The following is a 20254-nucleotide window of genomic DNA, read 5'->3' as shown; positions in this document are numbered from 1 at the left end:
AGTTTCTACGCTAACGGCGTCCGCTCGACGACCTGCCCATCGTACGTCGGGTACTGTTCGACGATCTCGCCATCGTCGAGGTCGCCTTCGTCGATCATCTCCTCTAGAAGCCACCAGGCGACTTCGACGTGGTTCGTTTTGACCGTGTAGAACTCCTCGGGAACGCCGAGCGCCTCGAACCGATCGGGCGAGGCCGTCGTTTTGCCGTAGACGAGCGTGCCGTCGTCGGTGATGTCGTCGAACTCGCGGCGGATGTTCCGGGCCATCCGCTTCAGTCGGCGTCGGTGCTGGGCGGCATCTTTGAACACCGACGTACAGAAGTATACCCGTTCGTGGTCGCCCATCACGTCGAGGATCTCCTCGCGATCGCCGTCGACGGCGCTCATGTGGTCTTCTTTGAGTTCGAAGCCTTGCTCTTGCATCCGGCGGTAGTTGCCGTCGCTCATCTCGAATTCGTTGACGTTACAGAACTCCGCCGCCCCTTCGTCGAGGAACTCGAGGAACTCCTCCTCAGCACGGATTCCCGGAATCTCGAACGCCGGAGTGAGTCCTTCTTCACGAGCGACGTAGAGAATGTCCTCCCATTCGGTGCCGTGGAGGTCGCCCCACTGTTCGAGCGGCGGGTGGAACCGAATCTCGTCGAGACCGGCTTCCGAGAGCCGTCGCATGTTCTCGCGACCGCCCGTGATCCCCGTATAGAGGTGGGTGTGGTGGTCCTCACCGAACTCGTCTTTCAGCAGGGAGAGGTAGTGACAGGTTCGATCGAGAGCCTCCTGTGGTTCGCCACCGGTGATCGAAGTCCCGAGGGCGTCCATCCGGTGGGCCTCGGTGAGCACGTCCTCGTCGGTCTCGACGAGCCGTTCGTTGGCGTAGACGTCGGTGACGTTCTTGCGGTTCTCTCCGAGCGGGCAGTAAAAGCAGTCGCGCTGGTCGCAGTAGCCGTAGACGAACAGCACCATCTTGCCACCTTTCGCACACTGCTCACAGCCCCTGGAGATCATTCGAGTCTCACTACCGGACCGAGCCTCAAAAGCCGTGCGAAACGAATCCGTCGAACCCGGGGTGTTGATACCGAATCACACGATTACGGCGTCTCTCGCGGCCGCAAAACTGCAACGTCGCCGCCGAGCAGTCGATCGGTTTCCGACCTGCCCGGCGTCGATCGATTCGGCGTCCCAGAAGAGCAAAATACCGTGGCGTGCAACCACAGATAGATGCTGCTGGTCCTGTGTGTCGACCTCGACGACGACCTCGGCAGAAAGACCGGTTTCTCGACGCCCGTTATCGGCCGTGAACCCGTCGAGGAAGCAGCCGTCGCGCTCGCGACCGCAGACCCTGAAGACTCCGACGCGAACGTCATCTTTCAGGGACTGCACATCTACGACGATCTCGACAGCCGCGGCGAGAGTGTCGCGGTCGCCGTCGTCACCGGTAACGACGACGGTGACGTTCAGGCGAACCGTGAGGTTGGCGACGAAGTCGATACGGTCCTCGCGAGTCTCTCGACGGCCGAGGACGTCACGGCACTGGTCGTTACCGACGGGGCCCAGGATGAGTCGGTCATCCCGATTATCCGATCGCGGGTGCCGATCGACGGCGTTCGGCGGGTCGTGGTCAGACAGGCCCAGAACTTGGAGTCGATGTACTACACGATCAAACAGGTGCTCAACGACCCCGAGACCCGAGGGACGGTCCTCATTCCGCTGGGGATTTTGCTGCTCATCTATCCGCTCGCACTGATCGGCACCGTACTCGATATGCCGGGCTTCTTCCTCGGGACGACCTCGGCCCTGCTCGGCCTCTATCTCATTTCGCGCGGGATTGGTCTCGGCGATCGACTCGACGCGGGCGTCGAACGGGCCCGCCGGTCGCTGTATGCCGGCCGAACCACGCTGCTCGCGTACGTCGTTGCGGCCGCTCTACTGGTCATCGGCGGTGTCAGAGGCCTCGACACGCTCGAGGCAGTCGAAGCGTCAACGACCGGCGAGATCGACGTGGTCGTCCACCTCTCGGCGCTGGTCTTCGGCTCGATCCAGTGGATCGCCGCGGCGGGAATTACCACGAGTCTCGGACAGATTACCGACGAGTACATCGCGGGCACGCTCGAATGGCGTTACCTCAACGCCCCGTTTTACGTCCTCGCGATGGCGATCGTTCTCCACGCCGTCAGCGCCTTCTTTATCGACGAAGTCGGCATCACCTACCTCGCGGCGGCGCTCACGACCGGGACGCTGCTGGGAATCGTAAGCACGCTTACGTTCGCGGTCGCCGAATCCCGGTTTTCAGAGGGTGGGCGACAGCCCGACAGCGCCTCGCGCTGATCGCCGGGGCCGATCATTGCGGCCCGCTAACACCCTCGTCCACCCCGTGCTCACCGTTCTCGTTCGACCACGAACTCCGCCAGTTCCTGCAAGTAGCGTCTGGCCTCGCGATCGGCCGCGTCGACCCGGTCGAGGGCCTCGAGTGCGCGATCGGCTTCCGTTCGCGCGCGATGGTTCGCCTCCTTCGGCGTGAGGTCGGTCACCTGGACGACCGACGGCCGTTCGAGCGCGGCGTCGTGGCCCGTCGGCTTGCCTAGCTCCTCCGCGTCGGCGACCGCGTCGAGTACGTCGTCTCTGATCTGGAACGCGACGCCGACGCGCTCGGCGTACTCGCCGACGGCCTCGACGGTAAACGGGTCCGAGTCGGCGGCGATCGCGCCGAGTTCGGCCGCCGCCCGGAACAGCGCACCCGTTTTTCGCCGTGCGAGGGTCATGTACTCGGCTTCGTTGGTCGGCTGTGCCGACAGTTCGGTCGCCTCGCCAATCCCCAGTTCGACCATCGCCTCCGCGACAGTCTGCGTGGCGTCTGCGTCCGTCGAAAACAGTGCGAACGCCTCTCCGAGCAGTCCGTCGCTGGTGATAATCGCCGGCCCGTAGCCGAACTCGGCCCAGGCGCTGGTCGTCCCGCGGCGCAGTTCCGATCGGTCGATAATGTCGTCGACGACCAGCGAGGCGTTGTGGACGAGTTCGATCCCAACGCCGAAGTCGACCGCCTCCTCGGCGGTTCCGCCGACGGTTTCGCAGACGAGAATCGTCACCATCGGGCGAACCCGCTTCCCACCGGAGAGCGCGACGTGGCGAACTTCATCGCTGAGCGTCTCGGGATCGATGCCATCGATGACGTCGACGAGACGCTCTTCGATCAGCGCCCGACGGCGCTCCAGAAGTTCCATTGCCAGCGCTTAGGAGGGGGTGAAAAAGTAGCTAACGGATCAGCCGCCGAACTCCTCGATCAGCGCCGGCACCACCTCGAAGAGATCGTCGTGGATCGCGTAATCCGCAATGTCCATAATCGGGGCGTTGGGGTCCGTGTTAATCGCGACGATCGTCTCCGATCCTTTCATTCCGGCGACGTGCTGGACGGCACCGGAGATGCCGATCGCGATGTAGACCTCGGGCGTGACGACCTTCCCGGACTGGCCGACCTGGCGGTTCTTGGGAAGCCAGCCGTTGTCGACGATCGGGCGGGAAGACGAAACCGTCGCGCCGAGTGCGTCGGCAAGCTCCTCGATCAGCGGGATGTTGTCCTCCTCTTCGATGCCGCGGCCGACGGAGACGAGCACGTCGGCGTCGCTGATATCCACGTCGCCGCCGCCGACCTCCTCGAAGCCGGTGACGGACGAGCCGATCGCGTCCTCGTCGATCTCGGCCTCGACGGCGTCGATCGAGGCGTCGCCGGTTCCCTCGGCTGCGGGCCACTCCGCGCCGCGGATGGTGACGACGGCGTCGCCGGCGACTTCGTTCGTCGTCTCGACCTTGCCGCCGTACATCTCACGGGTCGCAATCAGCGTCTCGCCATTGGTTTCGAGGTCGGTGGTGTCGGTGACGATCGGGAGTCCGAGTCGGGTGGCGATCGCGGGCGCGTAGTCGAGTCCGTTGACGCTGTTCGGCGTGAGGACGTACTGGGGCGCGAGCTCGTCGTAGAGCTGAGTTGCCACCTGGGTGTAGACGTCGTGGTTGAACTCCTCACCGTAGTCGACGGTGTGGATGGCGTCGACGCCCTCGCGATCGAGTTTGCCGGCGAACTCCTCGACGGTGCCGCTGATGACAGCGAGGTGGAGGTCGCCGCCTGTTTCGTCGGCCAGTTGGCGGCCCGCGGTGATGATCTCGTAGCTGACGTCGCGAAGTTCGCCGCGGCGGTGTTCGGTGATGGCGAGAACGTCCGTCATTGTGCCACCCCCTTCTCGCGGAGCAGCTCACCGAGTTCGGCGGCCGTCTCCTCGGGGCTGCCCTCCCAGATGGTTGCGTCGGTCTCGCTTTCGGGCTCGTACATCGCCGTCAGTTCGAGTGCGGAGTCGACGGCGCTCTCGTCAACGCCGATGTCGGCGAGGGTCTGGACGGCGAGTTCCTTGCGTTGGGCCTGTCGAATCCCGCGCAGGCTCGCATACCGGGGTTCGTTGATCCCCGTCTGAATGGTCAACACGGCGGGAAGGTCGATCTCGGTGAGTTCCTCGACACCGCCCTCGAGTTCGCGACGGACCGAGGCAACATCGTCGTCGAACTCGTGTTCGAGGTGGTTGACGACGGCACCCCACTGGAACCCGAGCGCTTCGGCCAGCGAGACACCGGTCGCGCCGAAGCTGTCGTCGCCGGCCTGGACGCCGGTCAACACGAGGTCGGGGTCTTCGTCCTCGACGACGGCGTGCAGAATCTCGGTCTTGGTCCCGACGTCGAGCAGGTCGACGCCCTCGAGTGCGTCGTCCCAGACGCGCACCGCGCGGTCGGCACCCTTCGCGAGCGCCTGCCGGATCGTCTGCTCGCACTCTTCGGGACCGATCGTCACGGCGACGACCTCGTCGGCGATCCCGTCTTCTTGCAGTTGGACGGCCTCCTCGATCGCGTAGTCGTCCCACTCGTTGAGGTCCGCACCGAGGTACTGCTCCGCGATTTCGGTTCCCTCGATTTCGAACTCGTCTTCGACGGTTGCGACTTCTTTGACCGTTACGAGGATCTTCATCATCGATCACTCACACCTCCTGACCGTAAACGTTTTCGAAATACCCCGTGTCGTGACTTCATTAGGGGATTTATTACAGCTAATAAACTAATACGGGCCACATCATTGAGAGATAGTAGATGAATGGCGCGACATTCACAAATCTGTAGGTGGTTGTTTGGCGTTTATCAGCGGACGGTGTGACTATTCCGAGACGACTCACCGGGGAAGTCCGATCACGAGCGAACCGAACCCCCTACCGACACTACTAACAGGGAAACCTGTGTACCGGTATTCGACGCCGTGTACCGGTATTCGACGCCAGGCCAATCGCCGTTGTGTCACACGAGAATTTTATGACGAAGACGACAGTATCCGATCGCTGGGGACGAGACAGTCGGCTCTATAAGGAGTTCAATCGCCGCGCACAATTCCTCCTCGAGACCGAACGCGAATTCGAGACGGCAAAACAGGAGTGGGAGTCGTTTTTTCTGACGAGCCACGGGGACGTGTTCGCGGCGATCGATCTCGAGACCCCGCGAAAGCGCCTCTTTATTGACTCGCTGTATTTTGACTTCGTCGTGGACGGTGTCATGGAATACTGCGAGCGAGCGGTCGAGTGTCCCGTCAGCAATCGAGAGGCACAGGCGAACACGGATGCGCTTTCGGTCGATATTCGGGCGCTCTGTGACCGGGTCGTCGAAGACGCGTCGTTCTCCCGGTCGTCGATCGCTGACGATATTGAGACGGACGGTCTCGAAGCGGAAATCCGAACTGGATCCACTGACTTTCTCCGAACGCTCTACGAACGTATCATCTCCCGAGAGATCCGCCTCGAAATTGGGGAGTACTACACGCCACGGGGCGTTGCAGAACTGGCCGTCGACGCGATCGACGGGAACGGACTCGCGGAGGAGTCGGTTCTCGATCCTGGCTGTGGCTCCGGTGTGTTCGTTGCCGTCTGCGTCTCCCGAAAGATCGCCGCCCTTCAGGACGACCACTCGCCCGAGGAGATCGTCGACGCCGTCACCTCGACGGTCTTCGGCATCGATCTGAATCCCGTCGCCGTCAAGAGTACGAAACTGGCGTATTTGCTCTCGTTGCTCCCCGTCCTCGAGAACGCGAGCACTCCGCGGGTCGAACTTCCGGTGTTTCTCACCGACGCACTCGCGCTCACCCGAGACGACGCGATTACGTTCGAGGGCCGAGAGCTGGCGCTTACGGTCGACACTCTCGTCGGAAACCCGCCGTGGATCACCTGGGACCGCCTCTCCGAGGACCTCAAAGACGAGTGGCGCGACACCTACGTCGACCGGCTGAACTTGCTTCCCCACGAGGGGACCATCTCTCGTCTGGGCTACGCGAACGACGACATCGCGATCCCGTTCGTCTGGGTCTGCATCCACCGGTATCTGACTGCTGGGGGGACCGCCAGCTTCGTCATGAAACGGGACATTATGAAGGGACCGGCGGGGAAGCTCCTCCGGACGCTGTCGGTCGGCGATCGATCACTGGAACTGACCCACGTTCACGATTTCAACACGCTCCAGCCTTTTGGCGAGCAGGTCGGCGCGAACGCGGCGGTCTACACGTTCGCCGCCGATCGCCACCCCGAATTTCCGATCGAGACGGCGTCGTGGACGAGCGGCGACGAGACGGCCGACTTCTCGACGACGGCGACGATCCGCGAGACGTTGTCGGCCGAATCGACCGCGATCATCCCGCTCGAGGACGACGAGTCGACCTCCGCCTGGATTCGACGCGACGCCGAACGCGGCGCGCTCGGTGACTGCGACCACGACATCCGCCACGGCGTCAAAGACGACGCTCAGGCGGTGTTCTCGATCGATCGCGAGCAACTCTCGGAACTCGAACCCGATCTCGTCTACCCGTATCTCAAGTCGAGACACGTCGTCAAGTACGGCCTGTTCGGCCACGACCTGCGTCTGGTCCCGATAACACGGGCGAACGAGGACAACGAGGACGAGCTGAAAGCCGACCTGCCCTTGACATACGACTACCTCGACGGCCACCGCGAACGACTCGACGACCGATCGTCCGCCTGGCTCGAACAGGGACCGTTCTACAACGTATTCGGGCTCGGGGAGTACACGTGGGCCGACTACAAGGTCGTCTGGTGTCGACTCGGCTTCAAACCCCATTTTACCGTCATCTCGACCGTCGAGGATCCGGATCTGGGCGAGAAGCCGGTCGTGCCGGGCGATCACTTCATGTTCATTTCGACCGACAGCAGGGACGAGGCGCACTTCCTCTGTGCCCTGTTGAACTCGTCGCCGTATCAGCGCTGCCTGGCAGACATCGCTTCCGAGGGGAAGGCGAGTCTCTCGAAAACGACCGTCTCCAAACTCGAACTGCCGGAATGGACGGCAACCGACGAGAGCAAACGGCTCGCCGAACTCTCGATGCAGGCCCACGACATCGTGTCCGACTCCCTCGCAGACCATCGTCCGCCGGATAAGAGTACGCTCACGCTCAGCAAACGAGCGTACAATTCGACGACGATCGAGGAGCTAGACACTGTTCAGGCGGAGATCGACCGTCACGTCGAAACCCTCCTCGCGGGGGGAACGCCATTCCCCGGCAGTGGGCAGCAGACACTTCCCTCAACCTGAGGCTAAATCGGTGCGATCGACTCCTGCCGGCACGTCCCGCCTCCGCTGGATGTCGTGAAATCGCCACCCGGAAGCCGGGTTGATGGTTTCGGTGTCGGGGTCCGGTGGATCGTCGATCACGCCCTCTCGATCGCCGCTTGCGCACTCGACCGAGCGAATACCGCTACTCCAGCACGCTGTGCCGGCTGGTCTCGATCGGCCCGTGCCCGTAGCTCGGCAGTTTTCGGCGGTCGTTCCAGAGACGGAAACGGTTTAACGACGCCACCGATAGTACGAGTCATGGCAGACTGTCCACTCGCCGACGACTGTCCGAGTTTTTCCGAACGGGTAACTGGCATGGGGTGTCAACACTACGGCGATCGGGGTGGCAAGGAGTGGTGTAACCACTACAGCCAGCCGATTCAGGACCTGAAGACCCAGCCGGTCAAACCCGGCGAAGAGGTCGTGATCGATGTCGTCGATATGCACGAAAGCGGGGCCGGCGTCGGTCGAACCGAGGACGGATTCATCGTGATGGTCGATGGCGTCCTTCCGGAAGCCCGCGCTCGCGTCAAGATCACGCGGGTCCACAGCAATCACGCACGTGCGGACGAATTGGAACTCCTGCCCATGGACGACGAAGACGACGACGGATCCGCCGACGATGTCTCGGCCGACGCAGACGAAGACGAGGAAGTGGATCCGTACGAACGAGAGCGACTCGGCAGCCGCGAGAACTTCTGGGGGTCGTAACTCGCCGTTTGTCCGGACAGATCCCCGGAACCGACTGCGTGGACAGTCACTGCACCGCCGTGTGGATCTTCTTGTCGATCTTCTATTGCAATAACACGTAAATACCAGCAATCAGTAATGTACGCCAGCAATGGCGGGGCCAGCAATCGATCGACGACTCTTCACTACCGTTGCAGTTCTGTGTGGGATCGGCGGTCTGCTACTCGCCGCGAGTGCGATGCCGATGGTCGCGACGGAATCTCCCGCGAGCGACCTCTTTGCGGACGGTCAGGAGCGATCGATCGACGGTACGGATCGAGACGGAAGTCTCGCCGACCGGCCGGCGAAGATGGCAGGCGATGGCGAATCGACCGCTGACGATGCTCACGGGTCGGTTGAGGACGGGCCCGGAGCGCCCGGTGGGACCGTACCCGGTGACGGGATCGGTGGCATCGACGATCCGATCGTCGATGCGGCGCTGTACGGAATCGGCGCGATATTCTCGGCGTTCGGCGGCGACGCGTCGGCGATCGAGGGTGAGCAACCGCCGGATGCGGCGGTATCACAGGCGGATGCCCAACAGGAAACCGCCGCCGAGGGAATGGGCGGGGCGTTCGGCAAGATGGTCGTCGGCGAGTCGAATCTCGACGACCTCGAGGCCGGCCCGGGTGCGCTCCCGGATGAGTCGCTCGAACGCGGGTTCGACGCCGACGAGTTCGATGCGGAAGCCGTTGACGGAGGGGAACTTGACGGCGAGGAGTTCGATGCGGAAGCCGTTGACGGAGGGGAACTTGACGGCGAGGAGTTCGATGCAGAAGCCGTCGACGGCGAGGAGTTTGAAAGCGACGAGTTCGACGACGGTGGTGCAAACGACGAGGGTTCCGACGGTAACGTTGCGACGACGACCGACGGGCCGAACGCCGAGGGGACCGCAAGTGAGGACCCCAGTGGCGGCGGTGACGACACGTCGGGCGCGCAGGACGACACTGTCAGCGAATCGTCGTTTGCCGACGATCCCGACATGTCGCCGGCCGATCGCGACGGGGAGACCGTCGAGGACACCGATCGGACCGCCGATGCGGACGACGACGCCGAATCGAGTGCCCCGGACGACGGCGGCGAGGACGCCGACTCCGGACTCGACGACGCGCTTCCCTCGCTGTCGGGCACCGCGTTGCTCGCGATCGCCGCCGCAGTCGGTGTCCTCGTCGCGGGCTATCTGTACCGGACCCGCGAAAACCCGATCGCGACGTTGCTGTCGATTCCGGGCCGGATCGTCTCGATCGCGCTCTCCGTCGTCGTCGCCTGTGCTCGCTCGCTCGAACGGGCGATCGCCGCGCTCGGCCGGGTTCGGTCGATTGCGGAACTGCCGGGACTGTTCGTGGCCGGGTTGGGAAGCGTCCTCGGCGGCGTCCGGACGCAGGCCCGGAACGCGAAAGCGGCGCTGTCACTGTTCGGTGACGACACGGACGAATCGACCGCCGAATCCCGGTCCGACAAGCGGGTGACGGCGCGCGATCGAATCCGCCTCGCCTTCGAGAGCGTGATCGAGGCGTCGACGATGTACCGGGCCCGCGTCGCGACGGCCACGCCGGCGGACGTCGCCCGAAGCGCCAAACACGCCGGGGCTCCCTCGACCCCCGTCGAGACGATCACGGACTCCTTCCGTGACGTCGAGTACGGGGACCGCGACCCCGAGTCGTATCTCGACGGGACGACCGCCGCCCACGAGCGGCTTCGATCGGAACTGGACGCGGCTGACGGCGCTGATAGAAACGCAGACGGTGGGGGCGACGACGCTGATAGGAACGCAGACGACGAGGGCGAAACGCAAGCGAGCGCCGAGCGCGAACGACCATCAGACGCCAAACGCAGGGAGGGCGACGATCGATGAGTCGGACGCCGTCGACGCGCTGGCTCGCGGTCGTCTCCGTCCTCGCCGGCGCGATGCTCGCCCTCGGCGGCGCACTCGCCGTTCGGCCGGCACTGGTGCTCGAGCGACTCCCCGAAATCGACACGATCGTCTCGGCGGTCGATCCCGGTCTCGTCGTTCTCGCGCTCGTGGCCGTTCTCGTGGTGTTCGCGCCGACGATCGGAATTCTCGGTCGGCTCCGATCCTCGTCGACGGAGTCGATCGTCAGAACGGAGCGATCGACGGGGAGCCACTCCGAGACCCGGTCGTTGCTGGCGTCGGGACCCACCAGCAACGCCGTAATCGGCGCTTCGGTCGACCAGAACGTCGACGCGGCGACGGCGTACGACGATCGCACTCGCACGGAGCGCGAACGGGCACGACACCAGCTCGTCGAGTCGCTCCGGCCGATCGCGGCGACGGCGTACGCGAACCGCGCGGGTGTCACCCCCGAAGTGGCGGCGACTGCGATCGAAACGGGCGAGTGGACCGACGACGCGCGTGCGGCGGCGTTTCTCGCGGGCGAAGACGGGTCGTCGACGCCGATCCTGGTCTGGCTGTACGATCTGGTGAGCACCGCCGACCCGTTCGTCCGTGGGCTCGACCGGACGATCGCGGAGATCGATCGCCTGCAGTCGACGCCAGCGATTTCGGCGGGTGATGGGTCGTGATCGACTCGTACCGACAGGCTCGCTGGCAGGCGGCGCTGGTGGTCGCGGTGACGGTCAGCCTCGTCGCCGTCGCGCTCGGGATTCCGTCGCTGTTCTTTCTGGCGATCGTTGCCCTGGGGTTCGTCCTCGTCGGGCAGTTGAGCGGCGTCCCCGACGGCGAGTTGCGAATCGAGCGCGAACTCGACAACGCACGCGTCCGACCGGGTGCCTCCGCGACGGTCACGATCGCGGTGACCAATAAGGGCGATCGGGTCGCACCCGACGTTCGCATCGCGGACACCCCGCCAGAAGACGTCCCGGTCACGGGATCGACGGCGTTCGCGACGGCCGTCCCGCCCGACGAAACCGTGACCCACGAGTACGAACTGACGCCGCCCCGTGGCGAGTTCGCGTTCGGCCCGGTGAGCGTTCGGCGGCGATCGCTCTCAGCGACGGTCGTCAGCGCCGAGGAGCGCGATCCGGACGGCGACGACGTGGTGACCTGCGAGACGCTCCTCGATTCGTTTCCGTTTCGGGATGAGACGATCCAGTACGTCGGACAGGCCCCGACCGATGACGGCGGCAGCGGCATCGAGTTCTTCGCGACCAGGGAGTACCGCCGCGGCGATCCGATGAACCGTATCGACTGGCACCGATTCGCCCGGACGGGTGACCTCGCGACCGTCGAATACCGCGAGGAGCGGGCGGTGACGATGGTGTTCGTGATCGACGACCGATCCGCACCCCAGCGGGAGGCTCCTGGGGGCGGTCCCGACACGTTCGACCTCACGCTTTACGCCGCATCGCGGGGCGTCGTCGCCTCGCTCGAAGACGGCAACCGGACCGGACTGGCGACGCTCGCGGGCGATACCTGGATCGAACCCGGATCGGGAACCGGCGTCCGCCGTCGCGTCGAGGACGCGATCGAGGAGGTGGCGACCGACGGCACCGATTCCGCATCGACGCAGTCGGCCCGCGGCCCCGGCTCCGAACGAGCGCGGGCCGTCTCCGACGGCGGCTCCCTCGGCGTCTCGCTCGAGCGACGGCTGCCGACCCGCGCACAGGTCGTCTTCTGTACGCCCCTGACCGACGATCGGGCGGTCGATCTCGTGGAGACGCTCCGGATGCGGGGCCGCGAGGTGACGGTCGTCTCCCCAGATATCACGACGGGAATCACCGTTTCGACGGTCTCGCCGGGGGCGCGTATCGCCGGCCTCGTCCGGGCCAACCGGATCGACGAGCTTCGCGGGTTGGGTGCGACCGTCGTCGACTGGCAACTCGACGACCCGATTTCGGTCGACCTCGCGCGGGCGTTCGGTTCGGGAAGCCGCGGCGTCCGCGGAGGGCGATCGCGATGAGCAGCGACGCAGCGGGGTGGACCGCTCACGGTGAACGGGAGGACGGCGGCGATCGATCGCCGCGGCTGGTTGCGCGTCGCATCGCCTCGTCGACGATGACCGGACTCCGGCGGGGGATTCAGCGCGGGCTCGCGGCACCGACGGCGAGCGACGTCGCCATGATGTGCTGTACGCTCGCAGTCGGGATCGGCGTCGGGTCGACCCTCGTCGGCCTGCAACTGGCCGCACTCGCGACGGTTGCGGGGCTGGCGGCGGCGCTTTCGACCGTGTTGCTCGGGAGCGATCGACCGATCGTTCGGGCGCTCGGCGGCGCGGTAGCCGTTCCCGTCGCGTTGCTCGTCGTCTCCCCGGCCGCCCTCGCCGGTGCGCTCGTACTGAGCGGCTCTGGACTCGGCCTGTTCGCGGGTGGGGCCGTCTGGGCGCTCGTCGTCGCCGGCCTCGCGGCCGGACTCGTCTCGTGGAACCGGTTCGGAGACGGGGGCGTTCGGCGGGGTGCGACTGGAACGATGCTCGCCGCGATCGGCGTGACGGCCGTCGCTGGCGTTCGCATCCTCCCCGAGGCGAACGCCCGCGAGCAGGCGGCCGCGGCGATCGGAGAGACGGCAGATGCGGGCTGGAACGCCCTCGTCGCCGCCGACGGCTCGTGGGCGGTCCTCTCGTTTGCGGGCGTTCTCGGGGTGGCCGCCGCCTGCTGGTGGATCACGCTCGGTGACTTGCCTCTGGAGCGACTGGTGCCGCCGGATCGACAAAACGATCTCTCGCTGGCGATCGCGCGACTCCGGCGTAGCTGTTCGCTGGCGTTCCGGCTCTCGATCGCGATCGTCGTCGCGGCCCTCGCCGCCTCCTCGGTAACCGATCGAATCGATGCGGTTCCGGTGACGCCAGTGGAACTTCGAACCGCGATACCCGAGCCAGTCGGAGGGATCCTCGCAACGCTCGTGACGACCCCGGAGATTCGCCTCGCGCTCCTCGCGTGTTCGGCCGTCGCGGTTGCGCTTGCGGTCGTCGAGTTCACGCGACGGGCCCTCGGCCGAGGGATCGCTGTCGTGCTGGCACGGCTCGTCGCCCCGGCAGTTGGCGGCGCTGCCGTCGCAACGGTGGTCGCCTGGTTGCTCGACGACTCGATTCCCGCTGATGCGCTCGAAACGGCACTCGAGGGGACGGCTCCCCCCGCGGTTGTCGACCTGATCGCGTCGGTACCGCTGTTCGCTCTCGCAGCGGGTCTGCTGGTCGTCGCGCTAGCCGCGCTGTCGTCGCTGCTGGGAACCGTCTGGACCCTCCGAGTCGTTCGGTTGCTTCCGCCGCGAGCGATCGGTGCCGCGCTGGCTGCCGGTGCGGTGTTCGTCCTCGCCGCGGGACTCGCGATCGTTGGGCGGGTCGAACCGGCGATCGTGACGGCCGCGGGGGCGTTCGTCCTGTGGGATATCGGTGAGTACGCCGACGGCATCCGGACGGAGCTCGGCCGGGACGCGGCGACCGTTCGCGCGGAACTGGTCCACGTCGGCGGCTCCCTGCTCACCGGCGCCGTCGTCGCCGGTGGTGCGATCACTTGCTATCGGTGGGTCGCCCCCGAGGTGTCCGTAGCCGATCCGGCTTACGCCGCGATCGCCGTCGCCACGGGGCTGGCTGCGCTGGTGCTCGTCACGTGGACGCTCCGCGGGTGATACGGTTCGATCCGGAAACCGAATCGATCGGTACGAACTGCTGCGATCGGAACGCGTTTTTCGTTGCACTTACGGGAAATTCGAGGCGAGAGCCTCGTGCTACAGCGCGGGGAGATGTCAATCTCACCGATCCGGTGGAACCGTCCTCGACTATCGTAAAGAGTGTTAGACGGCCCGGTAGCCCGTGAAACCGCCTCCTGGCGTCTTATGGTCCGTTTTTGTCATCGAGCGTTCTGCTCAGGAGGTAGCCGACGATTCCGAGACTGCCGACTGCACCGATTATCCCCGGCCCAGCCATTCCATCCTGACCGTCGTTTTCGATCTCCAGGCCAGTATTCTCTTGATCGTCGGTCTCGGTTGCCTCGTCCGCTTCCGAGTCGATTTCTGTGCTTTCGGTATCGGCCAGATCGGTTTCTGATCCGGGAACAGTCTCGTTTGTAGTACTCTCGTTATCTTCGTCCGACAGGTTTTCGACGGCTTCTTCGATGACTTCCTCGCGAGCTTCCTCCGCGTCTTCGTCTACCTGTGTTTCGTCTCCCTCGTAGTCGTCCGCTTCGACCAGTGTACCAGTCGTCTCGAGGCACGAGCCCTGACTCCTGACCCCAACCGTCAGTTCGTCTGCGGGTCCGAACGCTTCGAGATCGTAGCTCACGGACCACGTATCGTTTTCGACGGTCGTCTCTTTGGCATGGAACAGAACGCCCGGAACGTAGAGACGAACCTCGAAGGTCGTTCCGTCGGGAAGCGTTGTTCCGCCTGTGAGAGTCGCGTTTTCTGCAGTTGGGAGGACTGGTGGATCTTCATCCAGCCACACGTCGTCCTCACACGCAGCCCCCACTCCCGACACGGCTCCTGCGCCGACTATTCCGGTAGCGGTGAGTCGTAACAATCTGCGTCGTCGGAGTAAATTGGAGTTCGCTGAACCGCGCTCGAACGATCGACTACTCATCATGAGCTGTTATACCGTTGATGAGTGTTAAAGATCGCTGTTGACGTGAGTTCCGAGCGCAAACCGACGAAGCACACTGGTCAGCAGACTGTGGCCACTCTTGTCGAAGGACATTCTGGCAGGACACTCACAACTGTTTTTTCGATTCCCGTACCACAAGAGGCATGAATCGGATTCCGTTGTCGAACTCGGCCTTCGAGGGCGACAACAACGCCTACCTCTTTGCAGACGGCGAGGAGACCGTCCTGCTCGACACCGGAGACTGGATGGAGACGACCCGCGACCAACTCGAAGCCGCCTTCGCAGACCACGGACTCGAATTTGCGGACGTCGATCGAATCGTCTTGACTCACTGGCACCACGATCACGTCGGTCTAGCGGGCGAGATTCAGGCCCAAAGCGGTGCCGAGGTCCTCGTCCACGAAGCCGACGCGGCGCTCGTCGAGGGCGACGACGACGCCTGGAACGAGATGTTCGACCTGCAGGAACGGTACTTCGAGGAATGGGGCATTCCGGAAGCCGGCCGTGAAGCTCTTCGAGAGCTGATGGTCAGCGCGGACGTCGCGACCGAGAACCCGACCGTGACGCCGATCGTGGACGGCGAGACGATCGCCTTCGACGAGACGGACCTCCGCGTCGTCCACGCCTCCGGGCACGCGGCTGGTCTCTGTGTCTTCGAGGCCGACCTCGACGGCCGGCACGAGGCGTTCACCGGCGACGCACTGCTCCCGGTCTACACGCCGAACGTCGGCGGTGCGGACGTCCGGGTCGACGAACCGCTGAAAAAGTACCTTCGCGCCCTGGAGCGGATCGTCGACGCCGACTACGATCGCGCCTGGCCCGGTCACCGCGACCCGATCGACGAACCCGGCGAGCGAGCCCGGTACATCACCGACCACCACGCGGAGCGTTCCTACCGGGTGCTCGACGCGCTCGATCGACTGGGCCCGTGTAACACCTGGACCGTCAGCGCGGACCTCTTTGGTGACCTCGAGGGGATTCACATCCTCCACGGTCCCGGCGAATCCTACGCCCACCTCGACCACCTCGAACGCGAGGGAACCGTCGTTCGCGAGGGGACCGAGTACCGACTCGCGGAGGGGGTCGCCGCCGATCTCGCCGCGATCGACGACGAGCGCTGGGAACTGTCGTACTGATCGCGTCGGGCGGTCCGTCGAGAGTGGAGTCGCCTCGATCGACGGTGGATCAGTTCTCCATCGACGGCACCGGCACGCTGCTCAGCGCGCTCTCGACGATCGTTCGTGGATCGACGTTCCGGACGTCGGCTTCCGTCGTCAGAACGAGTCGGTGATCGAGCACCGAATGAACGACCGCGCGAACGTCCTCGGGTGCGACGTACTGGCGGCCCGCGATCGCCGCCCGGGCGCGACTCGCCTCGAACAGTCGCTGGACACCTCGTGGCGAGACGCCGACCTCGACGCGCTCGTCGGTGCGAGTCGCCCGGCACACGTCGACGAGATACTCCCGGATAGCCGGATCGACAGCGATCGTTTCGGGCACCGAACGAAGGTCGAGTACCGACGCGCGATCGACGACGCTCCCGACTTCGGGCGTCCGGGAGTCGCGATCGGCGCGTCGATCGAGCAACTCGAGTTCGCCGTCTCTGTCGGGATATCCCATCGTCGTCTTGATCATGAATCGATCGACCTGGGCTTCGGGCAGTGGAAAGGTTCCCTCCTGATCGACGGGATTCTGGGTCGCGATGACGATGAACGGGTCGGGCAACTCGCGCGTTTCGCCGCCGGTCGAGACCTGTGTTTCGCCCATCGCTTCCAGCAGTGCGGCCTGCGTTTTGGGTGGTGCGCGGTTGATCTCGTCGGCCAATACGACGTTCGCGAAAATCGGCCCCTTCTCGAACTCGAACTCGCCGGCGTGTTCGTCGTAGATGTGCGTGCCCGTGATGTCCGCCGGCAGCAGGTCCGGCGTGAACTGGATGCGTGTAAACTCCAGATCGAGCGCCGTCGCCAGGGTTCGTGCAGTCAGCGTCTTCCCGGTCCCGGGAACGTCTTCGAGCAGGACGTGTCCCTCGCCGACGATCGCGGTCAGGATCGTCTCGAACAGGTTCCGATCGCCGATCACGGCAGTTTCGACCTCCTCGATGACGGCCCCACACGTCGTGGCAGCCTCGGATACGTTCATTATTGGCAACCAGTCACGCGATCGCCATATACCGTTCGGCTCGATTGGTTCGGCGTGGCTGCGTCCGGGTGCGATCACCCTGACAACGGCCGGAATCCGACCGGGGAACCTTTGACCTCACCGTCGGTAGTGTCGTATATGCGTATCCGAGTCACAGGGAGGCGATCGTCGTGATCGACGACGTCGAGGAGTTGCTCGAGGAGATCGGGTTCGATCCCGAGACGAGCGTGTTGACCCACCGACAGGCACAGGTGCTCGCGCTTCGGGAGCGTGACGTCTCCCAGGCCGACATCGCCGACGCACTCGGCACCTCGCGGGCGAACGTCTCCTCGATCGAAGCCAGCGCCCGCGAGAACTTCTCGAAGGCCAAAGAAACCGTCGCGTTCGCGGAGGCGCTCCGCGCCCCGGTTCGCGTCCGTGTTCCGGAGGGGACCGACCTCTACGACGTGCCACAGATGGTGTACGAGGCCTGCGACGAGGCCGGCGTCAAGGTCGATTACACCGCGCCGGACCTGATGAAGGTCGTCAGCGACGCCGCCGGCACCGCCGTCACCGGCCGCCAGGTCGCGACGCCGCTGCTCGTCGGTGTCACCTCTGAGGGGATGGTTCGGGTGCGCCATCAGGAGTGAGGGCCGGTTCAGTTCGTTGAGCGATTTCCAGGGTCGGTTCCCGCGATCGGTCTCTCCGCCAGTCCCGATTGCCAGAGCCACGGAAGATTAGTAGGCCGACGCTGTGGGTCCGAGCATGGATCTCGAACTCGACGGGAACGCAGCACTGGTGACGGCCTCCTCGAGCGGCCTCGGCTTCGCGAGCGCACAGGCGATCGCTGAAGAGGGTGCGGACGTGGCGATCTGCGGACGCGACGCCGATCGACTCGAGGCGGCACGCCAAGACCTCGAAGCGACGGCGACGGGAGACGTTCTGGCCGTCCAGACGGACCTCACCGACCCTGACGACGTCTCTCACCTCGTCCGCGAGACGGTCGACGCCTTCGGCGGCCTCGATCACGTCGTCACCTCCGCCGGCGGCCCGCCGAGTACGACGTTCCTCGAGACGGACGAACAGGACTGGTATCGGGCCTACGATTTGCTGGTGATGAGCGTCGTCTGGACGATCGAGGAGGCACACCCGCACCTGCTCGACTCCGCGTACGGGACGATCACTTGCATTACCTCGCGGACGGTTCGTGAAGTGGTCGACGGGCTGCTCCTCTCGAATTCCGTTCGACGGGGCGTCATCGGTCTCGTCAAAACGATTTCGCGGGAGTTCGCCCCCGAGATCCGCGCCAACGCGGTGTTGCCGGGGACGATCGAGACGGCGCGCATCGAGGAACTCGTCGAGGCTCGCGTCGACCGGGGCACCTACGAGGACTACGGGACGGGACTTGCCGACATGGCAAGCGAGATTCCGATGGATCGTATTGGCGACCCGCACGAACTCGGGGAGGTGGTCGCGTTCCTTTCGAGTCCGCGGGCCAGTTTCGTCAACGGCGTCGAGGTGCCGATCGACGGCGGGCTGATGCGGAGCTAGTCGCGGGTTCGGCGGTCGATCGCCGGAGGACCCGCGGACGAGCGATCCGCGGCACAACCTGGCTCAGTCGGCCGAAATTCCGCAGGTCCCCTCGTAGGCGACGTCCTCGACGGACTCGATCTCCGGCTCGTCGCCACAGACGGGACAGGCCGGATTCGATCGCATCTGGACCGTCTCGAACGTCATGTCCATCGCGTCGTACATGAGAAGTCGACCCTCCAGCAACTCGCCGTTCTCGAGCAGGTACTTTACGACCTCGGTGGCCTGAATGCAGCCGACGGTTCCGGGAAGGACGCCGAGAACGCCCGTTGTGGCGCAGTCGGGGACGGTCCCCGGCTCGGGTGCTTCGGGGAAGAGACAGCGATAACACGGCGGGGACTCCTCGTCCTCCGCTCCCTCTGTGGGCGTTCCGGCTGCGGGTCGATCGTTCGTGAACGTCGTCACCTGGCCCTCGAAGCGGTAGATCGCGCCGTGAGAGAGGGGCGTCCCCGTCAGCACGCAGTGGTCGTTGAGCAGGTATCGCGTCGCGAAGTTGTCGCTGGCGTCGAGGACCACGTCGTAGTCGTCGACGAGCGCCGCGACGGTTTCGGCGGTGAGACGCGTCTCGTAGGTCTCGACGTCGACGTCCGGGTTGAGCGCCGCCACGTAGTCGGCCGCGCTCTCGACTTTGGGTCGGCCCACGTCGGCGTCGCCGTGGACGATCTGTCGCTGGAGGTTCGATCGCTCGACGATGTCGTCGTCGACGATGCCGAGTCGGCCGACGCCGGCCGCCGCGAGGTACTGGATCGCCGGCGAACCGAGTCCGCCCGCGCCGACGACGAGGACGCTCCCCTCGAGCAGTCGCTGCTGGCCGTCCGGACCGATCTCGTCCATAATTACGTGTCTCGAGTACCGATCGAGCTGGGTGGCGTCGAGGCGAAGGTCGCTCATACCCGATCGTTGGGCCGTATCGGGCAAAAACCCGCGGGTCGATCCAGCGGTCCACGATCGGGGGGACCGGTGAATACTGGTTGCTCAAGTGACCTGTTCGGATTCTGGATACGGCTTACTGTAGTCAATTACCGGCGCAACCGCAGGACGGTTCGCGGTGCGCCGGTAAATCGTTACAGCAGACCGTATCAGGCAGCATGTTCGCCCTTCCAAACGATTTAATAGTGTGGTGTGCATTGACACACCTATGGCAACCTCACCCAATGGTGCCGGTGACGATGTCCTCGACCAATTCCTTTCGGATCGCGGTCATACGGTAGAACGGGTCGGGTGGGAGCAAGAGTATAACAAGAAACAGTGCCCGGACTGTGGCGGCCTTCACGATACGGCCGCGACCACCTGTACCGTCTGCGGATGGGAGCCAACTCCCTGACGAATTACTGCAGCGGCGTCGATCGTCTCGGCGTCCTTCCGCCGTTGCGATTCGGTTCGGTCAATTTTTTGCGCGATCGATCGCCAGTGGCGCGTGTGTATGGGACGCGGGCTCGAACTCCAGTGACTTGCTCACGTTGTGTCTGCTGACTCACTCACGTACGCTTACTGATAGGGATTATCGTAGGAGTTCATAGCTTTCCCACGAAGAACCGAGAGACCACACTGAAGGACGGGCTTCGAAACCTCCGGTTGGCTACGATAATCCCTATGACTCTCACGCTGGGTTCGGTGGCCCACCCTCGCGGCCGTCCTGTTCCGCGTGGACCGCGTCTGGCGAAACCCACG

General features: G+C 64.6%; 18 protein-coding genes. 11 read left to right on the top strand and 7 right to left on the bottom strand.

The genetic code is table 11. The features are described 5' to 3' along the window. Window positions 1-5: 5 nt before the first annotated feature. Window positions 6-1001, bottom strand: a complete 996-nt coding sequence (locus AC6I6L_RS10910) for a radical SAM protein (protein WP_497917789.1) — start codon at window positions 999-1001, stop codon at window positions 6-8. A gap of 213 nt (window positions 1002-1214) precedes the next feature. Between AC6I6L_RS10910 and AC6I6L_RS10905 the strand changes: the two genes are divergently transcribed. Further along, the gene (locus AC6I6L_RS10905; protein WP_497917788.1) at window positions 1215-2321 is read left to right on the top strand and encodes a DUF373 family protein; all 1107 of its coding nucleotides are present in this window, start codon (window positions 1215-1217) and stop codon (window positions 2319-2321) included. Between the two features lie 50 nt (window positions 2322-2371). Here the strand turns inward: AC6I6L_RS10905 and AC6I6L_RS10900 are convergent, their stop codons facing one another. From AC6I6L_RS10900 to AC6I6L_RS10890, 3 genes are read right to left on the bottom strand one after another with little or no spacing between them, the layout of a single operon-like run. Beyond that, the gene (locus tag AC6I6L_RS10900; protein WP_497917787.1) at window positions 2372-3214 is read right to left on the bottom strand and encodes a polyprenyl synthetase family protein; all 843 of its coding nucleotides are present in this window, start codon (window positions 3212-3214) and stop codon (window positions 2372-2374) included. Window positions 3215-3253: 39 nt separating this feature from the next. Beyond that, window positions 3254-4210, bottom strand: a complete 957-nt coding sequence (locus AC6I6L_RS10895; RefSeq protein WP_497917786.1) for an electron transfer flavoprotein subunit alpha/FixB family protein — start codon at window positions 4208-4210, stop codon at window positions 3254-3256. Then, window positions 4207-4998, bottom strand: a complete 792-nt coding sequence (locus AC6I6L_RS10890; RefSeq protein WP_497917785.1) for an electron transfer flavoprotein subunit beta/FixA family protein — start codon at window positions 4996-4998, stop codon at window positions 4207-4209. Before AC6I6L_RS10890 ends, AC6I6L_RS10895 begins: the two co-directional genes overlap by 4 nt. A gap of 335 nt (window positions 4999-5333) precedes the next feature. Here AC6I6L_RS10890 and AC6I6L_RS10885 point away from each other — a divergent pair, with 335 nt between their 5' ends. The 6 genes from AC6I6L_RS10885 to AC6I6L_RS10860 all read left to right on the top strand — a co-directional run bounded on the left by AC6I6L_RS10885 (window position 5334) and on the right by AC6I6L_RS10860 (window position 13905). Further along, window positions 5334-7610 carry an N-6 DNA methylase gene (locus AC6I6L_RS10885; protein WP_497917784.1) on the top strand — a complete coding sequence of 759 codons (2277 nt, stop codon included), beginning with the start codon at window positions 5334-5336 and terminating at the stop codon, window positions 7608-7610. Between the two features lie 279 nt (window positions 7611-7889). Next, window positions 7890-8342, top strand: a complete 453-nt coding sequence (locus tag AC6I6L_RS10880) for a TRAM domain-containing protein (RefSeq protein ID WP_497917783.1) — start codon at window positions 7890-7892, stop codon at window positions 8340-8342. A gap of 130 nt (window positions 8343-8472) precedes the next feature. Further along, window positions 8473-10215, top strand: a complete 1743-nt coding sequence (locus tag AC6I6L_RS10875; protein WP_497917782.1) for a hypothetical protein — start codon at window positions 8473-8475, stop codon at window positions 10213-10215. Continuing rightward, complete coding sequence (locus AC6I6L_RS10870; protein ID WP_497917781.1) at window positions 10212-10904, top strand: DUF7269 family protein; 693 nt, start codon at window positions 10212-10214, stop codon at window positions 10902-10904. Before AC6I6L_RS10875 ends, AC6I6L_RS10870 begins: the two co-directional genes overlap by 4 nt. Beyond that, window positions 10901-12241: a DUF58 domain-containing protein gene (locus AC6I6L_RS10865; RefSeq protein WP_497917780.1), complete on the top strand. Its 1341-nt coding sequence runs from the start codon at window positions 10901-10903 to the stop codon at window positions 12239-12241. The genes AC6I6L_RS10870 and AC6I6L_RS10865 overlap by 4 nt, the downstream gene beginning before the upstream one ends. Then, window positions 12238-13905: a DUF7519 family protein gene (locus tag AC6I6L_RS10860; protein WP_497917779.1), complete on the top strand. Its 1668-nt coding sequence runs from the start codon at window positions 12238-12240 to the stop codon at window positions 13903-13905. Before AC6I6L_RS10865 ends, AC6I6L_RS10860 begins: the two co-directional genes overlap by 4 nt. A 205-nt stretch (window positions 13906-14110) precedes the next feature. Here the strand turns inward: AC6I6L_RS10860 and AC6I6L_RS10855 are convergent, their stop codons facing one another. Further along, window positions 14111-14752, bottom strand: coding sequence for a hypothetical protein (locus tag AC6I6L_RS10855; RefSeq protein ID WP_497917778.1), 642 nt, complete (start codon window positions 14750-14752; stop codon window positions 14111-14113). Window positions 14753-15018: 266 nt separating this feature from the next. Here AC6I6L_RS10855 and AC6I6L_RS10850 point away from each other — a divergent pair, with 266 nt between their 5' ends. Continuing rightward, window positions 15019-16011: an MBL fold metallo-hydrolase gene (locus tag AC6I6L_RS10850; protein WP_497917777.1), complete on the top strand. Its 993-nt coding sequence runs from the start codon at window positions 15019-15021 to the stop codon at window positions 16009-16011. Between the two features lie 49 nt (window positions 16012-16060). On the opposite strand, the gene AC6I6L_RS10845 is transcribed toward AC6I6L_RS10850, so the two are convergent. Beyond that, window positions 16061-17014 (bottom strand): AAA family ATPase, encoded by a 954-nt coding sequence (locus tag AC6I6L_RS10845; protein WP_497917776.1) that lies wholly within the window; start codon window positions 17012-17014, stop codon window positions 16061-16063. A 170-nt stretch (window positions 17015-17184) separates the two neighbouring features. Between AC6I6L_RS10845 and AC6I6L_RS10840 the strand changes: the two genes are divergently transcribed. Then, window positions 17185-17643: a Tfx family DNA-binding protein gene (locus tag AC6I6L_RS10840; RefSeq protein ID WP_497917775.1), complete on the top strand. Its 459-nt coding sequence runs from the start codon at window positions 17185-17187 to the stop codon at window positions 17641-17643. A 115-nt stretch (window positions 17644-17758) separates the two neighbouring features. Then, entirely contained in the window at window positions 17759-18544 is a 786-nt protein-coding gene (locus AC6I6L_RS10835) for an SDR family oxidoreductase (protein WP_497917774.1), read from the top strand. 63 nt (window positions 18545-18607) lie between these two features. On the opposite strand, the gene ubaA is transcribed toward AC6I6L_RS10835, so the two are convergent. After that, entirely contained in the window at window positions 18608-19474 is an 867-nt protein-coding gene (gene ubaA / locus AC6I6L_RS10830) for an SAMP-activating enzyme E1 (protein ID WP_497917773.1), read from the bottom strand. A 247-nt stretch (window positions 19475-19721) separates the two neighbouring features. Here ubaA and AC6I6L_RS10825 point away from each other — a divergent pair, with 247 nt between their 5' ends. Continuing rightward, window positions 19722-19907 (top strand): HVO_0416 family zinc finger protein, encoded by a 186-nt coding sequence (locus AC6I6L_RS10825; RefSeq protein ID WP_497917772.1) that lies wholly within the window; start codon window positions 19722-19724, stop codon window positions 19905-19907. The last annotated feature ends 347 nt before the right edge of the window (window positions 19908-20254 follow it).

It is taken from the genome of Halosolutus sp. DAT137 (assembly GCF_059736405.1).
This window is presented reverse-complemented; position numbering and strand designations above follow the sequence as displayed.